Raw genomic sequence first — 15,159 nt, 5'->3', positions numbered from 1 at the left:
CATTGCCCGTGCTGCCGGAGCTCCGGACAGATAACCGGGGGCGGTGCCCACAACGCGGTGGTGGTGCACTGCCCCCGGTTAGTCCGTCAGGGAGCCAGCAGAGGACAAACGTTCGCTGCAGTGCCCGGTCCGCTGAACCTCCTCAGCTCCGAGTTGTCCAGGTTGAGGGCGTAGTTGACGTTGCCGGTGGTCAGGTACAGGCCGTCCGGGGAGGGGAGCAGCAGTAGATTCCTGCCCGTGGAGACTACCTCAACGCTGTCGCTGAGGAATGTGTAGCGGCTGGTACCGGTGATCACGTAGTTGAGGGTCTTGCCGTTGGCCGTCAGCGTGATTTTCAGTCCTGGCGACGTACTGATGACAGTGCCGGCAGGCGTCGCGATGTTCTTGAACTTGCCGGTGAGCTGCGCCGTGACCGGAAAGCCACAATTATCCAATGTGAACGTGGCTGGATCGGCGGGTTGCGGAGGTCCCGACGGCACCGCCCCGGCCGGTCCGGCGCCGACAAAGAGTGCGGCCGCGAGGACCGCCGGAATAGCCCATTTTTTCATGTTGTGCCCCTGAAATTTGATTCCGTGCCCTGGAGCGGGCACCCCGCGTACTTGGTGAATGGAGGCAGCGGTGCCCAAGCCTCCCGCCCCGACCTTGAGAAAACCTTGTTCTCCGAAATACGCGAAGGCCCCGGATCACGATGGATCCGGGGCCTCATGGGCGCTGCTGGCTGGTGCCGGCTTAGTACCAGTTGTGGGACAGGTGGAAGTTCAGGGCGCCGCAGGGGGAGCCGTAGCGCGACTTGACGTAGTTCAGGCCCCAGTTGATCTGGGTCCGGTAGTTGGTCATGTAGTCCGCGCCGGCGCTCGCCATCTTCGAGGCGGGCAGGGACTGGACCACACCGTAGGCGCCGCTGCTGGCGTTCGTGGCCGTCGTCTTCCAGTCCGATTCCTTGGTCCAGAGCTTCTGCAGGCACTGCATCTGGCCGGGTGCCCAGCCATAGCTGCCCAGCTGGGCCGCGGCGTAGGCCTGTGCCCCGGCGGGGTCGTCGATGGCGACCGGCGCCGGTGCCGGCGCGGGAGCCGCTGCGGGAACGGGGGCTGCTGCGGGAGCGGGCGCCGGTGCTGCCGCCGGGGCCGGCGCGGCCGGGGCTGCTGCGGCAGCGGGTGCCGGTGCTTCGGCCGGCTTGACCTCCGAGATCTGAGGTACCGCGCCGCTGGGTGCTGCAGCTGCCGGCGCGGCGACCTGGACCCGTTCAAAGTTCAGCTTGGCCAGGGGATCGGCCGTGGTGGCCGTTTGGGAGCTCGCAACAGTCGCCCCGTAGCTGCCGGGCTCTGCGGCCTGGCTGGCGGCGGCGCCGCCTGCCACGAGTACTGCGCAGGCGGCGGTGACGACGGCGGCGCGGCGTCCGGTGATGCCGAGCCCGGTGGCCAGTCGCGACAGGGCGGACGCCTGCGGGGCCGGTGCGGCACGGTGGCGCGACTTGCCGGCGCGGGAATGTGAAACGCCGTCAGGGCGCGTTTGTACCTGGAATTCAGTCATGATGGCCTCTCAACGCCTGCGGAGTTAGCTGTCGGGTTCGGATGAGGTCATCCGGCCGCACGGAATATCACGTGTCGGCTTCACCCCAAGGGCGCATGTGTGCAGAATGCCCGGGAACTCTGGGTCCCCCGCCTCTGCCTGGTCCAGCGGAATCCGGGAAGCGGCAGAGTTTGGCGTCCATCCGGATATGCGGCACAAATGGAGGCCGCACTCGAAAAACGGTACAGGACTCCTGGGCTTAAGTCACATTTGGGTAACGGCGGTCACAGGGGCGGCGTGTCGCGTTGCGCGAGATTCCCCGCGCGGGTGCCGGTAGCCGACCCTGTAGCCCCGGCGCCGGTTACGCCGACGGCGGTACGGCCGGGAGCCGTACAGCGAACTCCGTCCGGCCCGGTCGGGACGTGACCTGGACGGTCCCCCCGTGGGCCTCCACGATCGACTGGACAATGGACAAGCCCAGCCCGCTGGTGCCCTCGGACGTCGGTGCGCCCGCGGTGGCATATCCGCTCCCGTTGCTGCCGGCTGCACCCCCGGACCTGCCGGAAGCAGAGCCGGGAAGAGGACCGGTAGAAGAGCCGGAAGCGCCGCGGGCAGCGGACCCGGACCCGGACCGGGCCCCCGCCGTCGCTGCCGCAGGGCTGCCTGCGGAGCTGGCTGCCGGATTGGTGCGCGACGCGTCAGCCCGCGCGAAGCGGGCGAAGACCCGGCCGACGAATTCGGGGGCGATGCCGCTGCCGTTGTCCGTCACAGTGACCACGGCGCTGCCGTCCGCCGAACGCATGACGCCCGTGACCACCTTGGTCCCCGGTGCCGTGTGCTTGCGCGCATTGGACAGGAGATTGGCGAGGACCTGGTGGAGTTGGGCCGCATCGCCGCGCACCACCACCGGCTCATCCGGCAGTTCCAGCTGCCAGATCCGGTCCGGGGCCATGACCTTCTCATCGCTCACGGTCTCGACGGCCAGTTGGGTGAGGTCGACGTCGGCGACCTTGAGCGGCTGCCCCTCGTCCAGGCGCGCCAGCAGCAGCAGGTCCTCCACCAGGGTGGTCATCCGCTCGGACTGGCTTTGGACGCGGGCCAGGGATTTCTCGCCGTCGGGCGTGAAGTGCTCGGTCATCCGCATCAGCTCCGTGTAACCGCGGATGGCCGTGAGCGGAGTGCGGAGTTCGTGCGAGGCATCGGCGACGAACTGCCGCACCTTCATTTCGCTCTCCTGCCGCGCCTCAAGGGCGTTGGAGACGTTGTCCAGCATCTGGTTCAGCGCGTAGCCCACGCTGCCCACTTCGGTGCCGGGGTGGGCGGCCGACGCCGGGACACGCACCCCGAGCGCCACCTCGCCGGCGTCGAGCGGCAGGCGGGAGACCTTGGTGGCCACCTCGGAAAGCTGCTCCAGCGGCTTCATGGTCCGCCGGATGACCGCCGTGCCGGCGAGGCCGATCAGCACCAGCCCGCCTGCGGACACGACCACCATGGTCCACACCAGCGACGCCAGGGTGTCCTGCTTTTCCGCCAGCGGGAGCCCGGTGACAATCACGTCGCCATACGGTGCACGCACGGCCATGAGCCGGTACGCGCCGGCCGAGAGCGTCCGGTCCACCGGCACACCGTTCGGGGCCAGGGTGAGGAGGACGGCGTTGTCGTCGGGGGAGAGGCTCTTGCGGGTGGCGTCCCCGGCCAGGAATCCGGCGCTGCTGACCTCGCCGTCCGCCAAGCGGGCGTTGAGCGTTCCGACGCCCTGCCCCCGGGCCTCGAGGGGGTCGGGGCGGCCGCCCGAGCTGCCGGGCACGGGCCGGCCGAACTCGCTGGAGCGGTGCGATGCTTCGCCGAGCTGGTCATCGAGCTGCCGGGTCAGGAAGAGGTCCATGGAGGCGTAGCTGAACAATCCCACAGCGCCGCAGATGGCCACGAGCAGCCCCATGGCAACGAGGACCAGCCGGGTGCGCAAATGCCACGTGGACGGGTTGCGCCAGTCACGCCCGGGGACGCGGGTGACGCCGGAAAGGGTGGGCACGGATCAGTCCGCCGGCTTCAGGACGTAGCCGGCGCCGCGCACCGTGTGGATCATGGGCGCGTGGTTGGCGTCCACCTTCTTGCGGAGGTACGAGATGTAGAGTTCCACGATGTTCGCCTGGCCGCCGAAGTCATAGTCCCAGACCCGGTCCAGGATCTGGGCCTTGCTGATCACCCGCTTGGGGTTCTCCATGAGGTACCGCAGCAGTTCGAACTGCGTAGCGGTCAGATGCAGCTCCTCGCCGGCCCGGGTGACTTCACGGGTATCGACATTGAGCACAAGGTCACCCACCACGAGTTCGGCGGTGTCCATGGCGGCCACCCCGGAGCGCTGGACCAGCCGATGCAGGCGCAGCAGGACCTCTTCCATGCTGAACGGCTTCGTGACGTAGTCATCGCCGCCGGCCGCCAGGCCGGTGATGCGGTCCTGGACGGCGTCCTTGGCGGTGAGGAACAACGCTGGAACCTCCGGCGCGAACGCGCGGATCCGGCTGAGCAGCTCGACGCCGTCGAACCCGGGAAGCATCACATCCAGCACCAGCACGTCGGGGCGGAACTCCTTGGCAAGCGGGACCGCGCTGGGCCCGTCGGCCGCCACGGCCACGGACCAGCCGGCCATCCGCAGGCCCATGCTCATGAGCTCGGAGAGGCTGGGCTCATCGTCCACCACCAGCGCGCGGATGGGGGAGCCGTCCGGATGCGTGAGCTGGGGAAGGTTGTTGGTCATGGAGTGCGAAGTGGCCATGGGACAACTCTCCGATCTGCCGGTTAGGCGGGGCTTTGGGGACCCTGTGCGGCACCTGTGAATCCCAGCCTAGCGAGCTGAACGCCTTTCCGGGCCCCGTCCGGGCTGCTTCGGAAGAACTGTGGGTAGCAGCCCGGCCGTCTGGTCCGCCGGAGGGTCACAGGCGCGGCTGTCGGCCCGCACAGCGCAGGCACAGGATCGCTCAGCACTCTGGAGTGAACATCGATCCGCATCCTGAAGGAGAAGCACCATGAGCGGTCAGCATCCCGGAGCCGGTTCCGGCCCAGTCCCTGAACCCACGGCACCCGCGCCCGTTACGACGCCTCAGGGAGTCGGGCCTCAAGCCGCCTGGCAGCATGACGCCCCGCCGTACGACGCCTCGCAGAGCCAGGCCGGTCAGCGCGGCGACGGCACTCCCCCCGGCTGGGGCGCGCCCTCCGCCGATTCGACAGCTCCGGCCTCGGCCCCGGTCTGGGGCATGCCCGGTCAGGAACTGCCGTCCCCTCCAGCTGCCGGGTGGGGTGCCCCCGGAACCGGATCCAAAAACGCCTCAGCGGCCAAGCCCTGGACGCTCAAGCGGGGCCTCGCCGTCGCCGGGGCGGCAGCAGTCCTGGCGGTCGGCGCCGGGGCGGGCGTCTACGCCCTTACCTCAAGTTCTGCGGCATCCGCTGGCACGGCGGGCGGGGTAGGCGGCGCCCAGGGCCCCGGCGCCCAGGGTTTCGCCCCGGGCATGCCGGGATCCGCACAGGGCGGAACCGCGGGCGGCGGAATGTCCGGGCAGGGTGGTCCCGGCAACTTCGCGGCCGGTGGAATGGGCGGGCTGAACTCAGCCGTGCATGCCGAATACGTCGTGCTGCAGGGAAGCGACTACGTCACCATGGCCGAGCAGATGGGGACGGTGAGCGCGGTCAGTTCGTCCTCCGTCACGGTCAAGAGCAGCGACGGCTTCACCCGCAGCTATGCACTGGGCAGTGACGTGGTGGTGAGCAATCTGCAACAGCGGCGCCAGCAGGCTGGCGGCGGCTCGGGCACGCAGCTGAGCGTGACGGACATCGTCGCCGGCGGGACGGTGCGGATCGTAGCGGCCAAAGATGGCTCCGGCTACACTGCAACGTCCGTCATGGTGGTGGCGGCGACCTCCACCGGTCAGTCCAACTGACCCCGCTGGGGCGCCCAGTGTTGCCGGGTCCGGCGGGCCCGGCAGCACGCCCACTCTGTGGACTGCGACGGCGGGGACGCCGGGTTTTGCCGATTCGACCTGCTGTGAACGATTTCCGCAGTTCAGCGACTCTCATCGAACATAATTCGGAGTGAAGCGCTTGCCGACCGCCGAGTCAAAAAAACACCTGTTATTTTATTACGCCGACCAAATTGTGATTTGCACTACACTTGCGGAATTCGTCTCACTATGTGGAACCTGCGGTCCATTGTTACTTGCACGTTCGCATTGTTACGTTGCACACTTCAATTGTGAACAAGAACTCAACAGCACCTGCAGCTGCAGCTTCCTGGGTCAGCACACCCGCTGGTACCGAGATGCGCTGTTGTCGAATGCACGCCTAACTTTTACACCCCAAGAGTTTCTAGGCATTCGCCCCCCAGCCCAGAGTCGGGCGCCCCTCCCCAGTTTTCATTGCGGGGAAAGTAGCATTCGAGCCGCGATGACGGCCATTCACATTGAGGTAAGCATTCCATGTCAGTTGCATCCGGATACGTCCACATCTCCGTCCGTAACGCCAGCAAGGCCGGCCAGACCTCCGGGATCCGCCAGGGCTTTGGTGGCCGCTCCGCATTCGCACCCGCCGGTTCGGCCGGCACCTTCCCGGCCCCCGGATATGCAGCCCAGGGCTACAACCCTGACTCCTACGGTCAGCTCCGCGCCGTTCCGCCCGCCCCGGCCACTGCGCCCACTCCCGTGATCGCTCCGGGTGCCGGCAGCGCGGTCCGTCCTGCTCCCAGTGACAACGTCGCCCGCGGCTTCGTGCTGTACATGGGGATCGACGAGGAAACTGCGGCCGCCGCCGGCACCTCGATCGCCAAGCTTGCCCAGGAGATCCGGGCCTACGCCCAGTCCCTTGTTGCCGGCGCCGAAAGCTACGCCGCCGTCGCCGTCGCGCCGGCCAGCGCCCCGGGTTCCGCCCTCGACGTCGTCCGTTCGACGTTCGGCGACCCCACCGCCGCTGCCCGCCAGCGTACCGAGACCGCCCGCCTGCAGCAGCCGCAGGATCCGCGGCCGTCCGGTGTGCTGATCGATCTGGCCCGCCGTGAGGTGCACCTCGACGGCGAATCCCTGAACCTGACGTTCAAGGAATTCGAGCTCCTGAACTACCTTGTGGAGAACGGCACCCGCACCGTAGGCCGCGACGAGCTCCTCGAAGGCCTGTGGCGGAACGCCGAAGAGGTCCCCAACGAGCGGACCATCGACGTCCACATCCGCCGCCTGCGTTCCAAGCTCGGACGCCTGGCCAACACAGTCCGCACCGTCCGCGGCCAGGGCTACCGCTTCTACGAGCACCCCGAGGTCGTCGTCTGGGCCGCTCCGGAATACTCGATCTAGCCTTGGCTTCACGCAAAGCGTCCGTTCCTCCTCCTACGGGGACGGGCGCTTTCGCTTTCGCGGCACGATCCCTCGGCGCCTGCCGCATTAGGATTGGGGCATGAGCGCGCATCACATCAAACGGCTGGTGATCATGAGGCACGCCAAGTCCGACTGGCCCGGCGGGGTGGCCGATCACGAACGGCCGCTCGAAGAGCGCGGCCACAGGGATGCTCCCGTCGCCGGAAAGTGGCTGCTCAAACACGACGTGGTCCCCGACTTCATCCTCTGCTCCAGCGCGCTCCGGACCCGCCAGACCTGCACCTGGGTGTGCCACGCGCTCGGTGACACAGCGCCGACGCCGAAGCTTGAGGACGGCCTGTACGCCGCGTCCGCCTCGCGCATGCTGGCGGTGATCAACCACGTTCCGGATACCGTGAACACGCTCATGGTGATTTCGCACATGCCCGGTGTCCAGGACCTTGCCATGCACCTGGCGTCCCGGGATTCCGATCACGATGCGTACATGGACGCGGCCACCCGATATCCGACCAGCGGGCTGACCGTGCTGGAAACGGAGAAGTCGTGGGCCGAACTGGACGGGCAGGACGCGCGGCTCACCCATTTCAAGGTTCCGCGCGCAAAATAACCGCCCGGCTGCCCGGGCGATGATTCCGGATTCCATAGCTACCGGCTGCATTCTGCGGTTTACTGTTCCTGTTTGCTGATGTGGTTTTTCCAATGGTTTTGGGGCAGGTAAGGCAACCTCAGAGAAAAGGTGGATCAACGTGGATTCAGGGCAGCTCATAGGAATTATCATCGGCATCGTTGTGGTGCTGGCGATTGTCGCGGTCGCAGTCATGGTCAGCCGCAGGCGCAAAGTCGCCGCGGACCGGAATCGCGCTGCTGAAATGCGTGAACAGGCCAAAGCCGACGAGCTCACGGCGCGGGAACGCGAGGCCAAGGCGACGCGGGCCGAGGCGGACGCGCAGCAGGCCGAGCTTGAGGCCGAACGCCTGCGGCAGGAAGCCCGCAGCCGCCAGGAAGAAGCCGAAAAAGTCCGCTCCGGCGCGCAGGAGCAACTGCGCAAGGCCGACGAACTGGACCCCGACGTCGTCACGTCCGAGCACGACGATGCGGCAGCCGAGACCCCCACCCGGCGGAGTCTGCGGTCCGAGCCGGCCACCGGTGGGCCGGTCTCCGGTGAACCAGGGGCCGGCGAGCCGGTTCCCGGCGCGCGCGTTTCCGGCGAAGAGCGCAACCCGGACGACGTGACGCAAGCCGACACGGCCCAAACCCACACCACGGATACCAACCCGCCGGACGACAGGCCGCGAAACCTCTGAGCCCGGAATCAGGAACCCAAATTCCCGCGCCCGGAATTCCAAGGCCGGAATCCTGCGCCGGCCGCGGCGGCGTGATTATCGGCGGGCGGAATTCCGGGCGGGCGTTTTCGCACTGGGTGGCTTGGCGGGTGTTTTTGCTGCGGGTGACCGGACCGGTGATTTTGCCGCCGGTGATTTGACGGAGGGGACCCTCGCGGGTGCCTTTGCCGCAGACTTGGCGGCCGGCCGCGCAGCCGCCGGACGTGCGGTGGTTCCCCGCGCCGTCGTGCGCGACGCCGCCGGCCGCGGGCTTGCGGTCCTGGCCCCCGCGCCCCGTGAAACCGGCGCCGGACGGCGCCGTGGGGCCTGGCCGGGGGCGCGCCGGCCGCGGTTCCTGCCGGGCAGGGCGGTGCCGGCGAACAACAGCAGCAAGGTGACGGCTCCGGCGGCGCCGGCCAGATAGAAATACAAATCCGGGTGCGCGGAATCGACGCGTGTGGACAGGGCGTTGGGGTCCGGGTTGAAGGCGAGGCCCCACTGGCGCAGGAAGGCGATTCCGAACGCGATGAAGAGGATGCTGCCGGCCCCGCTCGCCACGAGGGTCTTGTGCCGGCGCCGGATCACGACCTCGGCCACGCAGGCCACATAGGCCGCCGCCGACGCACCGAGGAACCACACGAACACGGTCTCGTTCAGGGTGATCCCGGTCAGGACCAGGAGGGCCCCGGCGGCGAGGAACGCTCCGATGGCGATCTTCCCGCTGATACCCATGTGACGCATGTGAATAATCATGCCTGAGCGGGCGGCTGCTTCACGACGTAGCCGCGCATGGAGGCCATAATTGCGGCCACACTCTGCTCGCGGGTCCGCTCCGGGTTGTAGGCGTGGCGGTCCAGTCCCACCACGAAACAGGCGCCGAAGATGGCCGTTTCGAGGCTTCCCCGGGACACTCCGGGGTCCACGGGATAGACGGCGGCGACTCCGTCGATGGCAGAGCCGATCACCGCGAGCAGGCGTCCGCGGAGCTCGGCGAAGGTGTCCTGCCATTCGCTGGGGGTCCGCCAGTTCTCGCTGACCCAGAGCCGGGCGAAGGACGGGTACTCGGCCATGAAGTCCATGGCCTGGCCGATCATCTCCTCCATGGCGGCGAGGGGATCGGCGGAGTCGTCCCGGACGCTCAGGAGCCGCGCCATGAGGATGTCCACACCGTGGCGCAGCAGCTGGGCAATGAGGTCCGATTTGCTGCCGAAGTTGTAATACACCGTGCCCTTGGACACCCCTGCGGCCGTTGCGATCTCGTCGACGGTCACGCCCGCCGCACCCCGTTCGCCGATCAGTTCCATGGACGCTTCGAACAGCTTCTGCTTTGTGGCGTTGGTGCGGCCGGGACGGAGCTTCTTCTCCGTATCCCCGGGGCCCGCCGTGCTGCCGCCGCGTGGGCTGTTGGTCATACGGCGATCTCCGGTTTCAGCGTCTTGAGGGTCCAGTACTTGTTCTTGCGGACGGCCGCGGTTGACATGGCCAGTCCCAGCAAAGTGTAGCCAACCAGACCGAGCATGGTGGGCAGGATGATCGCGAGGTCGGCCCCGTAAATCAGGTGCCGCATGCCGCTGACCACGTAGCCCATGGGCAGGATCTGGTGCACGACGTGTAAGGGCTCCGGCGTGGTCTGCCAAGGGAACGTGCCGCCGGAGGACACCAGCTGCAGCACCAGCAGGATGAGCACCACGAGCTTGCCGGGCGAGCCCAGCAGCGCCACGACGCCCTGGATGATGGCGCTAAACGCCATCGCGGCCGCCAGCATGAGGAACCACATCAGTACCGGATGGGCGGGGTCCAGTCCGAGCCCCACATCCACCACGAGGGTCAGCAGGCTTGCCTGGACGGCGGACACCGCCAGGAATGGAAGCCAGCCGCCCGCAGCGATTTTCCAGGCGGGCGCGTTGGAGGCCAGCGCGCGCTGGGTGACCGGGCGCATGGCCTGGACCAGCATGAAGACGCCGATCCACAGGGCCAGCGTAAGGAAGAACGGCGCCAGCCCGGCGCCGTAGGACCCGGCCTTGGCCTGCGAGACATTGCTGACCGCGACGGGGTCGGCCATGACCTTGGAAAGGCTGTCCTTCTGGGCGTCGTCCGGGTTGGGTACCTTGCCGGCGCCCTGGGCGAGTTCCCCGGCGAGGGTTCCCGCGCCGTCGGAAGCAGTGGCCGCGCCGGTCTCCAGCTGGGCGGCGCCGTCGTCGAGTTTCTGGGCTCCCTGCACGAGCTTGCCGGCGCCGTCCATGGCATCCTGCTGGCCGGCGGCGAGGGTTGCGGAACCGCTGGCGAGCTGGTCCGCCCCGGCGGAGGCCTTGGCGACGGCGTCGCTGAGGGCGGGCGCCGCACCGGCCAGCTGCGAGGCGCCGGCGCTGACGGCGGCGGAACCGTCGGCGAGTTTCTGGACCTGGGTGGCGGCAGTCTGCAGTTTCGCGGCGGAAGCGGCAGCAGCCGGCGACGGCGCGGCCGGCGCGGGGGTGGCGTCGACGTCGGCCACGACCGCATCGGCCTGCTCCTGGGTGAGGACGCCAGCGGCGACCAGGTGGCCGGTCGATGCCACCACTCGGCTCCGCTGGCCCTGCGCGGCGGCTTGTTGCGCGGCCTGGTTGGCGGCGGCGAGCTGTCCGGGGATGGACTGCATCGCGGTATTGAGTGCGGCGTTGCCGGCGGCCACCTGGGCGGCGCCGTCGGCCAGTTGCTGTGCGTTGGCGGGCAGGGCGGCCGTCTTGTCCTTGAGCTGGGTAAGGCCGCCGCTGAGCTGGCCGGCCCCGGTACTCAGGGACGTGGCGCCGTCCCGGAGTTTGACTTCGCCGTTGTAGAGCTCGGTGGCGCCGCTCTTGAGCTCGCCGGTGCCTTGGTGCAGGCTCACCGTGCCGTCATGGAGGCGGGCGACGCCGTCGGCCAGCTGGCCTGCGCCGTCGGAGGCCTTGAGCATCTGGGTGTGGATGGTGCCGAACCCGGTGAGGAGCTGGTTGGCGGTCTCCTCGCCCACCTCCTTGGCGACCGTCGTGTGCACGGCCGTGGTGAGTTTGTCCACGATGGTGCTCAGGAGGTAGTTGTTGGCGTCGTTGGTGGTGACGTTGAGCATGGCCTGGTTGGCGGCGTCGAAGCTGCCGGGGGAGGCGAGGTTCGCGGAAAAGTCCTTCGGGATCTTCAGGGCAAACGCGTAGGTGCCGTTGCTGACGCCCTGGTCGGCTTCCTCGGTGCTGGCGACCGACTTCCAGTTGAAGACGTGGCCGTCCACAAGGCTTTCGGCCACCTTCCGGCCGGCCTCGAGCCGGGTCCCGTCGGCGGAGGCGGCGCCGGAGTCCTCGACCACCAGGGCCGCATCGATCTGGTTCAGCTTGCCGTACGGATCCCAGTTCGCGTAAAGGTACACGGCGCCGTAGAGCAGCGGGACCAGGGCCAGGGCCAGGATGGTCAACTTCGGCAGCAGACCGCCGGTCATTCGTTTGAGCTCGGAGCGGGCAAGCCGCAGCACAGTCACTTTACGTCCTCGGTTTCGGGTAGGAAGGTTTCAGCGGGGCGGGTTTCGTCGGGCTCGGGGACCGCGTTGCCGATCACGGCGGCGGGCCCGGTCCAGCCGTCCGGAATGCGGGTGACGGTAGCGACGACGGCGAGCGGCCGCCCGGCGTCGTGCGCCAGTTCCATCAGCCGCGGCAGCCAGTCGGAGGCGTCGCCGCTGTGCCGGTCGGGGGAGTCCATCACGAGCAGGCCCGTGTCCGGATTGGCGAGGGCGAGCGCCGTGAGCAGTTCGACCCGCCGGCCGGCCGGCAGTTGCTCGGCCCAGAGCCCGGCGATGTCCTCGAAGTTGTTGAGCTTCAGCCACGGGGTGCTGCGCAGGGCGCCGCGGTGGCGGCGCGGGATCAGGGACAGGTCCTCTGTGACGAGGTCGCGGACGCTCAGGTGCTGCTCGGGCTCGTTGACGCCGGGGGAGTCGACCACGTTGCTGGCCTGCCGGAGCGCCTTGATCCGGCCGCTGCCGTCCCAGCCGATGTTCCCCGAGGAGGGCCTCATGCGTCCGGTCAGGGCCAGGGCGAGGGCCGTCCTCTGGTCCTGGCGGGGGCCCTCGACGAGCAGGAGTTCACCGCGCGCGGCCTCCAGCGAGGTCGGCGGCAGCAGGTCATCCCGCCGGCCGGTCACGGAGAGTTGTTGTACGCAGAGCAAAGCGTGCCTTTCGCAGAAACGGTGTCTGCTCCAAGGCTAACTAAACTGACCGGTCAGTTCAAATAAGATGCCGGTGATGTGATGAACGAGACGCGCCGGCAGGTTCAGAGGCCGTAGGCCTCCAGCAGGCGGAGCCAGACCTCGCTGATCGTCGGATAGGAGGGCACGGCATGCCACAGCCGGTCCAGCGGCACTTCCCCCACGATCGCGATGGTGGCCGCGTGCAGGAGTTCTGCAACATCCGGGCCGGCGAACGTGGCGCCCAGCAGCACCTTGCGGTCCTCATCGATGACCAGCTGCGCCCACCCTTCGTAGTTTTCGGCGTGCAAGGAGGAACCGGAAACCTGGATGGGAAGCTCCACGGTGGAGGCCCGGAAGCCGTCCTTCTCGGCCTGCGCCTTGGTCCGGCCGACGTTCGCCAGTTCCGGGTCGGTGAACACCACGTTGGGCACCGCGTGGTCATAGGCCGTCTGGGCAAAGCCGGTCCACGGTGCCGGCTCGCCGGTGAGCTCACCCTTGGCACGGGCGGCAATGGCGTCGCCGGTGGCCCGGGCGCCGTACTTGCCCTGATGCGTCAGCATGGCCCGTCCGGCGGCGTCGCCTGCCGCGTACAGCCACGGGCTGCCGGACACCTCGTTTTCTGCGGCGCGGTGGACTAGGCCGGTGGAATCGGTGGTGAGCCGCAGCGGGCCGCCCTCCGGCGCGGAAATCCCGACGCTGTCCAGGCCGATCCCCTCGAGGGCAGGGTGCCGGCCGGTGGTGACCAGCAGTTTGTCGGCCGTGAGGCTCGCGCGCGCGCCCGCGGCTGCCCCTGCGCTGGCGCCGGTACCGCCCCCGGACCCGCCGTCGAGCACGAGGGTGAGGGAACCGTCGTCGTTCTCACTGACGCTGCGTGTACCCGTATGGAGGCGGAGGTCGACGCCGTCGGCGCGCAGTCCGGCAGCGACCAGTTCGGCGGCCGGCTCCGGGAAGGCGCCCAGGAGGGCGCCGCGGGCAACGAGCGTCACGGCCGCGCCAAGGCGGGCGTAGGCCTGGGCCAGTTCGACGCCGGCCACCCCGCCGCCGAGCACGGCGAGCCGCTCGGGAACTTCGCGGGCGGACGTCGCCTCCCTCGTGGTCCAGTATTCGATGTCTTGGAGTCCCTCGACCAGGGGCTGGTTGGGGGTGGATCCCGTCGCAACCACCACAGCGTGCCGGGCCGTGAGCGCGTAGCTGTTGCCGTCCAGCCCGGCCACCTCCACCTGCCGCGGGGCGGTGATCCAGCCGTGGCCGCGGATTAGATCTATCCCGGTGTCTTCCACCCATTTGACCTGGCCGTCGTCCTGCCAGTTCGAGGTGAAGTAGTCCCGGCGCTTAAGGACGGCGGCCACGTCCAGGGTTCGGGTGACGGCCTCCAGGGCGCCGGGGACGGTCTGCGCGCCGTGCAGCGCGGTGCCCGGCCGCAGAAGCGCCTTCGACGGCATGCACGCCCAGTAGGAACACTCGCCGCCCACCAGTTCAGCCTCGATCAGGACCGCCGTCAGGCCGCCGCGGACCACGCGGTCCGCGACATTTTCCCCGACCGCGCCCGCGCCGATCACAATGACATCGAATTCCCGCTCGAGCCGTAACGTCATGGCACCAGCCTACGCCGGGGCCGTGACGCGCTCGGGGCGGGTGCTGGGGCAGGCGCTTCGTGCACCGTCGCGGCCGGGGCCCGGCGTAATGTGCCGGGAAAAGCCCTTTGCAGGACCGGGGACCATCGATACTGTTGGGACCATACTTGGGGGAGGAGGCGGCCATGGCCGCAGGAAATATCACAGCAGGCAAGACCATACCGATGGCGAGGTTCAGTGCGCAGGCCCGGCTCCGGGCGCTTCAGGCGGACATCCTGGAGCTGATCCTCGAACGCGATCTTGTTGCCGGGGACCCACTGCCCACGGAGAGCGAGCTCACCGCCGCTCTCGGCGTCGGCCGCAATACGCTGCGGGAATCGCTGAAGGCGCTCCAGGCGGTGGGAGTCATTGAGATCCGGCACGGCTTCGGCATGTTCGTGGCCCCGAGCAATTTCGAGGCACTGACCGACGGCCTCACTTTCCGTGCGCGGTTGTCGCTGCGCCACCACGGCGAAGAAGCGATGCAGCTCGTCGATGTCCGGCAGGCGCTCGAATCCGGCCTGGTCGGTGCCGCGATGGACAAGATCACGCCCGAACAGCTGGCCACAGTGGAGGAATCGGTGGAGCGCATGGAAGCCTCGGCCGCTGCCGGGGAGCCCTTCATCGAAGCCGACGCGGAGTTCCACCGCCGGCTGTTCGAGCCGCTGAACAACGAGCTCCTGATCAGTCTCATGGATGTTTTCTGGAAGGTCTACCGCCGGATCCACCTTGAGGTCGGCAGCCTGTACGCGGTGGACCTCCACGAAACCGCCGCGCTGCACAGGGAGATCTACGAGGCTGTTGCCTCGGCGGACAAAGTCCTCGCTGCCGAGCGGCTCAACAGCCATTTCGATGGAATCCGCAGCATCATCGCCCAGACAACGGCCTGACGGCCTGGCCGCCTGATTCGCCGTCAAGCGGCGTCCACCCGCATCGATTGCTCCGTAGCCTCCCTTTTGACCCGTCAGAAGGGCGGCTACGGAGCAATCGACGGTCAGCGGACTGCGGGCCGAGGCTTAAAACAGAAGATCCGCCCCGGCGAACCGGGGCGGATCTTCTTCTTCTGTGCGCCCAAAGGGATTCGAACCCCTGACCTTCTGTTCCGTAGACAGACGCTCTATCCAGCTGAGCTATGGGCGCATTCTCGGCTCTTGGAGAACTTCTCGCTCCCCGAACCTC

At 68.3% G+C, this 15,159-nt stretch carries 14 protein-coding genes, 1 tRNA gene and 1 riboswitch; of the genes, 5 read left to right on the top strand and 10 right to left on the bottom strand.

The genetic code is table 11. The annotated features are described in order from the left end of the window. Positions 1-86 precede the first annotated feature (86 nt). The 4 genes from ACVWYS_RS16135 to ACVWYS_RS16120 form a co-directional block, all read right to left on the bottom strand. The gene (locus tag ACVWYS_RS16135; RefSeq protein ID WP_344362967.1) at positions 87-548 is read right to left on the bottom strand and encodes a hypothetical protein; all 462 of its coding nucleotides are present in this window, start codon (positions 546-548) and stop codon (positions 87-89) included. Between the two features lie 181 nt (positions 549-729). Next, the gene (locus ACVWYS_RS16130; protein ID WP_456510061.1) at positions 730-1,530 is read right to left on the bottom strand and encodes an aggregation-promoting factor C-terminal-like domain-containing protein; all 801 of its coding nucleotides are present in this window, start codon (positions 1,528-1,530) and stop codon (positions 730-732) included. Then, positions 1,530-1,689, bottom strand: a riboswitch (cyclic di-AMP (ydaO/yuaA leader). (Overlaps the previous gene by 1 nt.) Before the next feature lie 181 nt (positions 1,690-1,870). Then, the gene (locus ACVWYS_RS16125; RefSeq protein WP_456510060.1) at positions 1,871-3,541 is read right to left on the bottom strand and encodes a HAMP domain-containing sensor histidine kinase; all 1,671 of its coding nucleotides are present in this window, start codon (positions 3,539-3,541) and stop codon (positions 1,871-1,873) included. Positions 3,542-3,544: 3 nt separating this feature from the next. Continuing rightward, positions 3,545-4,285: a response regulator transcription factor gene (locus ACVWYS_RS16120; protein ID WP_456510059.1), complete on the bottom strand. Its 741-nt coding sequence runs from the start codon at positions 4,283-4,285 to the stop codon at positions 3,545-3,547. Between the two features lie 250 nt (positions 4,286-4,535). Here ACVWYS_RS16120 and ACVWYS_RS16115 point away from each other — a divergent pair, with 250 nt between their 5' ends. The 4 genes from ACVWYS_RS16115 to ACVWYS_RS16100 all read left to right on the top strand — a co-directional run bounded on the left by ACVWYS_RS16115 (position 4,536) and on the right by ACVWYS_RS16100 (position 8,167). Beyond that, entirely contained in the window at positions 4,536-5,444 is a 909-nt protein-coding gene (locus ACVWYS_RS16115; RefSeq protein WP_456510058.1) for a hypothetical protein, read from the top strand. Positions 5,445-5,978: 534 nt separating this feature from the next. Next, complete coding sequence (locus ACVWYS_RS16110) at positions 5,979-6,842, top strand: winged helix-turn-helix domain-containing protein (RefSeq protein WP_091255892.1); 864 nt, start codon at positions 5,979-5,981, stop codon at positions 6,840-6,842. A gap of 100 nt (positions 6,843-6,942) precedes the next feature. Continuing rightward, positions 6,943-7,470, top strand: a complete 528-nt coding sequence (locus ACVWYS_RS16105) for a SixA phosphatase family protein (protein ID WP_456510057.1) — start codon at positions 6,943-6,945, stop codon at positions 7,468-7,470. Positions 7,471-7,609: 139 nt separating this feature from the next. Continuing rightward, positions 7,610-8,167 carry a hypothetical protein gene (locus ACVWYS_RS16100; RefSeq protein ID WP_456507514.1) on the top strand — a complete coding sequence of 186 codons (558 nt, stop codon included), beginning with the start codon at positions 7,610-7,612 and terminating at the stop codon, positions 8,165-8,167. 75 nt (positions 8,168-8,242) lie between these two features. On the opposite strand, the gene ACVWYS_RS16095 is transcribed toward ACVWYS_RS16100, so the two are convergent. The 5 genes from ACVWYS_RS16095 to ACVWYS_RS16075 form a co-directional block, all read right to left on the bottom strand. Then, positions 8,243-8,926 carry a hypothetical protein gene (locus ACVWYS_RS16095; RefSeq protein WP_456510056.1) on the bottom strand — a complete coding sequence of 228 codons (684 nt, stop codon included), beginning with the start codon at positions 8,924-8,926 and terminating at the stop codon, positions 8,243-8,245. An 8-nt stretch (positions 8,927-8,934) separates the two neighbouring features. Further along, positions 8,935-9,597, bottom strand: a complete 663-nt coding sequence (locus ACVWYS_RS16090; RefSeq protein ID WP_344362986.1) for a TetR/AcrR family transcriptional regulator — start codon at positions 9,595-9,597, stop codon at positions 8,935-8,937. Then, on the bottom strand, positions 9,594-11,666 hold the full coding sequence (locus tag ACVWYS_RS16085) for a YhgE/Pip family protein (protein ID WP_456510055.1): 2,073 nt from the start codon (positions 11,664-11,666) through the stop codon (positions 9,594-9,596). The genes ACVWYS_RS16090 and ACVWYS_RS16085 overlap by 4 nt, the downstream gene beginning before the upstream one ends. Beyond that, complete coding sequence (locus ACVWYS_RS16080) at positions 11,663-12,346, bottom strand: ABC transporter ATP-binding protein (RefSeq protein ID WP_456510054.1); 684 nt, start codon at positions 12,344-12,346, stop codon at positions 11,663-11,665. Before ACVWYS_RS16080 ends, ACVWYS_RS16085 begins: the two co-directional genes overlap by 4 nt. 104 nt (positions 12,347-12,450) lie before the next feature. Beyond that, positions 12,451-13,962 carry a dihydrolipoyl dehydrogenase family protein gene (locus ACVWYS_RS16075; protein WP_456510053.1) on the bottom strand — a complete coding sequence of 504 codons (1,512 nt, stop codon included), beginning with the start codon at positions 13,960-13,962 and terminating at the stop codon, positions 12,451-12,453. 164 nt (positions 13,963-14,126) lie between these two features. Between ACVWYS_RS16075 and ACVWYS_RS16070 the strand changes: the two genes are divergently transcribed. Beyond that, the gene (locus ACVWYS_RS16070) at positions 14,127-14,870 is read left to right on the top strand and encodes a FadR/GntR family transcriptional regulator (protein WP_116768367.1); all 744 of its coding nucleotides are present in this window, start codon (positions 14,127-14,129) and stop codon (positions 14,868-14,870) included. A 176-nt stretch (positions 14,871-15,046) separates the two neighbouring features. On the opposite strand, the gene ACVWYS_RS16065 is transcribed toward ACVWYS_RS16070, so the two are convergent. Continuing rightward, positions 15,047-15,120, bottom strand: a tRNA-Arg gene (locus ACVWYS_RS16065). Between the last annotated feature and the right edge of the window lie 39 nt (positions 15,121-15,159).

The organism is Arthrobacter sp. TE12231, assembly GCF_054062895.1.
This window is presented reverse-complemented; position numbering and strand designations above follow the sequence as displayed.

What these genes read in the sequence shown, in the direction of transcription:
- ACVWYS_RS16105 (WP_456510057.1), top strand. Translation starts at nt 6,943, where the DNA reads ATGAGCGCGCATCACATCAAACGGCTGGTGATCATGAGGCACGCCAAG.
- ACVWYS_RS16110 (WP_091255892.1), top strand. Translation starts at nt 5,979, where the DNA reads ATGTCAGTTGCATCCGGATACGTCCACATCTCCGTCCGTAACGCCAGC.
- ACVWYS_RS16095 (WP_456510056.1), bottom strand. Translation starts at nt 8,926, where the DNA reads ATGCGTCACATGGGTATCAGCGGGAAGATCGCCATCGGAGCGTTCCTC.
- ACVWYS_RS16070 (WP_116768367.1), top strand. Translation starts at nt 14,127, where the DNA reads ATGGCCGCAGGAAATATCACAGCAGGCAAGACCATACCGATGGCGAGG.
- ACVWYS_RS16090 (WP_344362986.1), bottom strand. Translation starts at nt 9,597, where the DNA reads ATGACCAACAGCCCACGCGGCGGCAGCACGGCGGGCCCCGGGGATACG.
- ACVWYS_RS16135 (WP_344362967.1), bottom strand. Translation starts at nt 548, where the DNA reads ATGAAAAAATGGGCTATTCCGGCGGTCCTCGCGGCCGCACTCTTTGTC.
- ACVWYS_RS16120 (WP_456510059.1), bottom strand. Translation starts at nt 4,285, where the DNA reads ATGGCCACTTCGCACTCCATGACCAACAACCTTCCCCAGCTCACGCAT.
- ACVWYS_RS16130 (WP_456510061.1), bottom strand. Translation starts at nt 1,530, where the DNA reads ATGACTGAATTCCAGGTACAAACGCGCCCTGACGGCGTTTCACATTCC.
- ACVWYS_RS16115 (WP_456510058.1), top strand. Translation starts at nt 4,536, where the DNA reads ATGAGCGGTCAGCATCCCGGAGCCGGTTCCGGCCCAGTCCCTGAACCC.
- ACVWYS_RS16075 (WP_456510053.1), bottom strand. Translation starts at nt 13,962, where the DNA reads ATGACGTTACGGCTCGAGCGGGAATTCGATGTCATTGTGATCGGCGCG.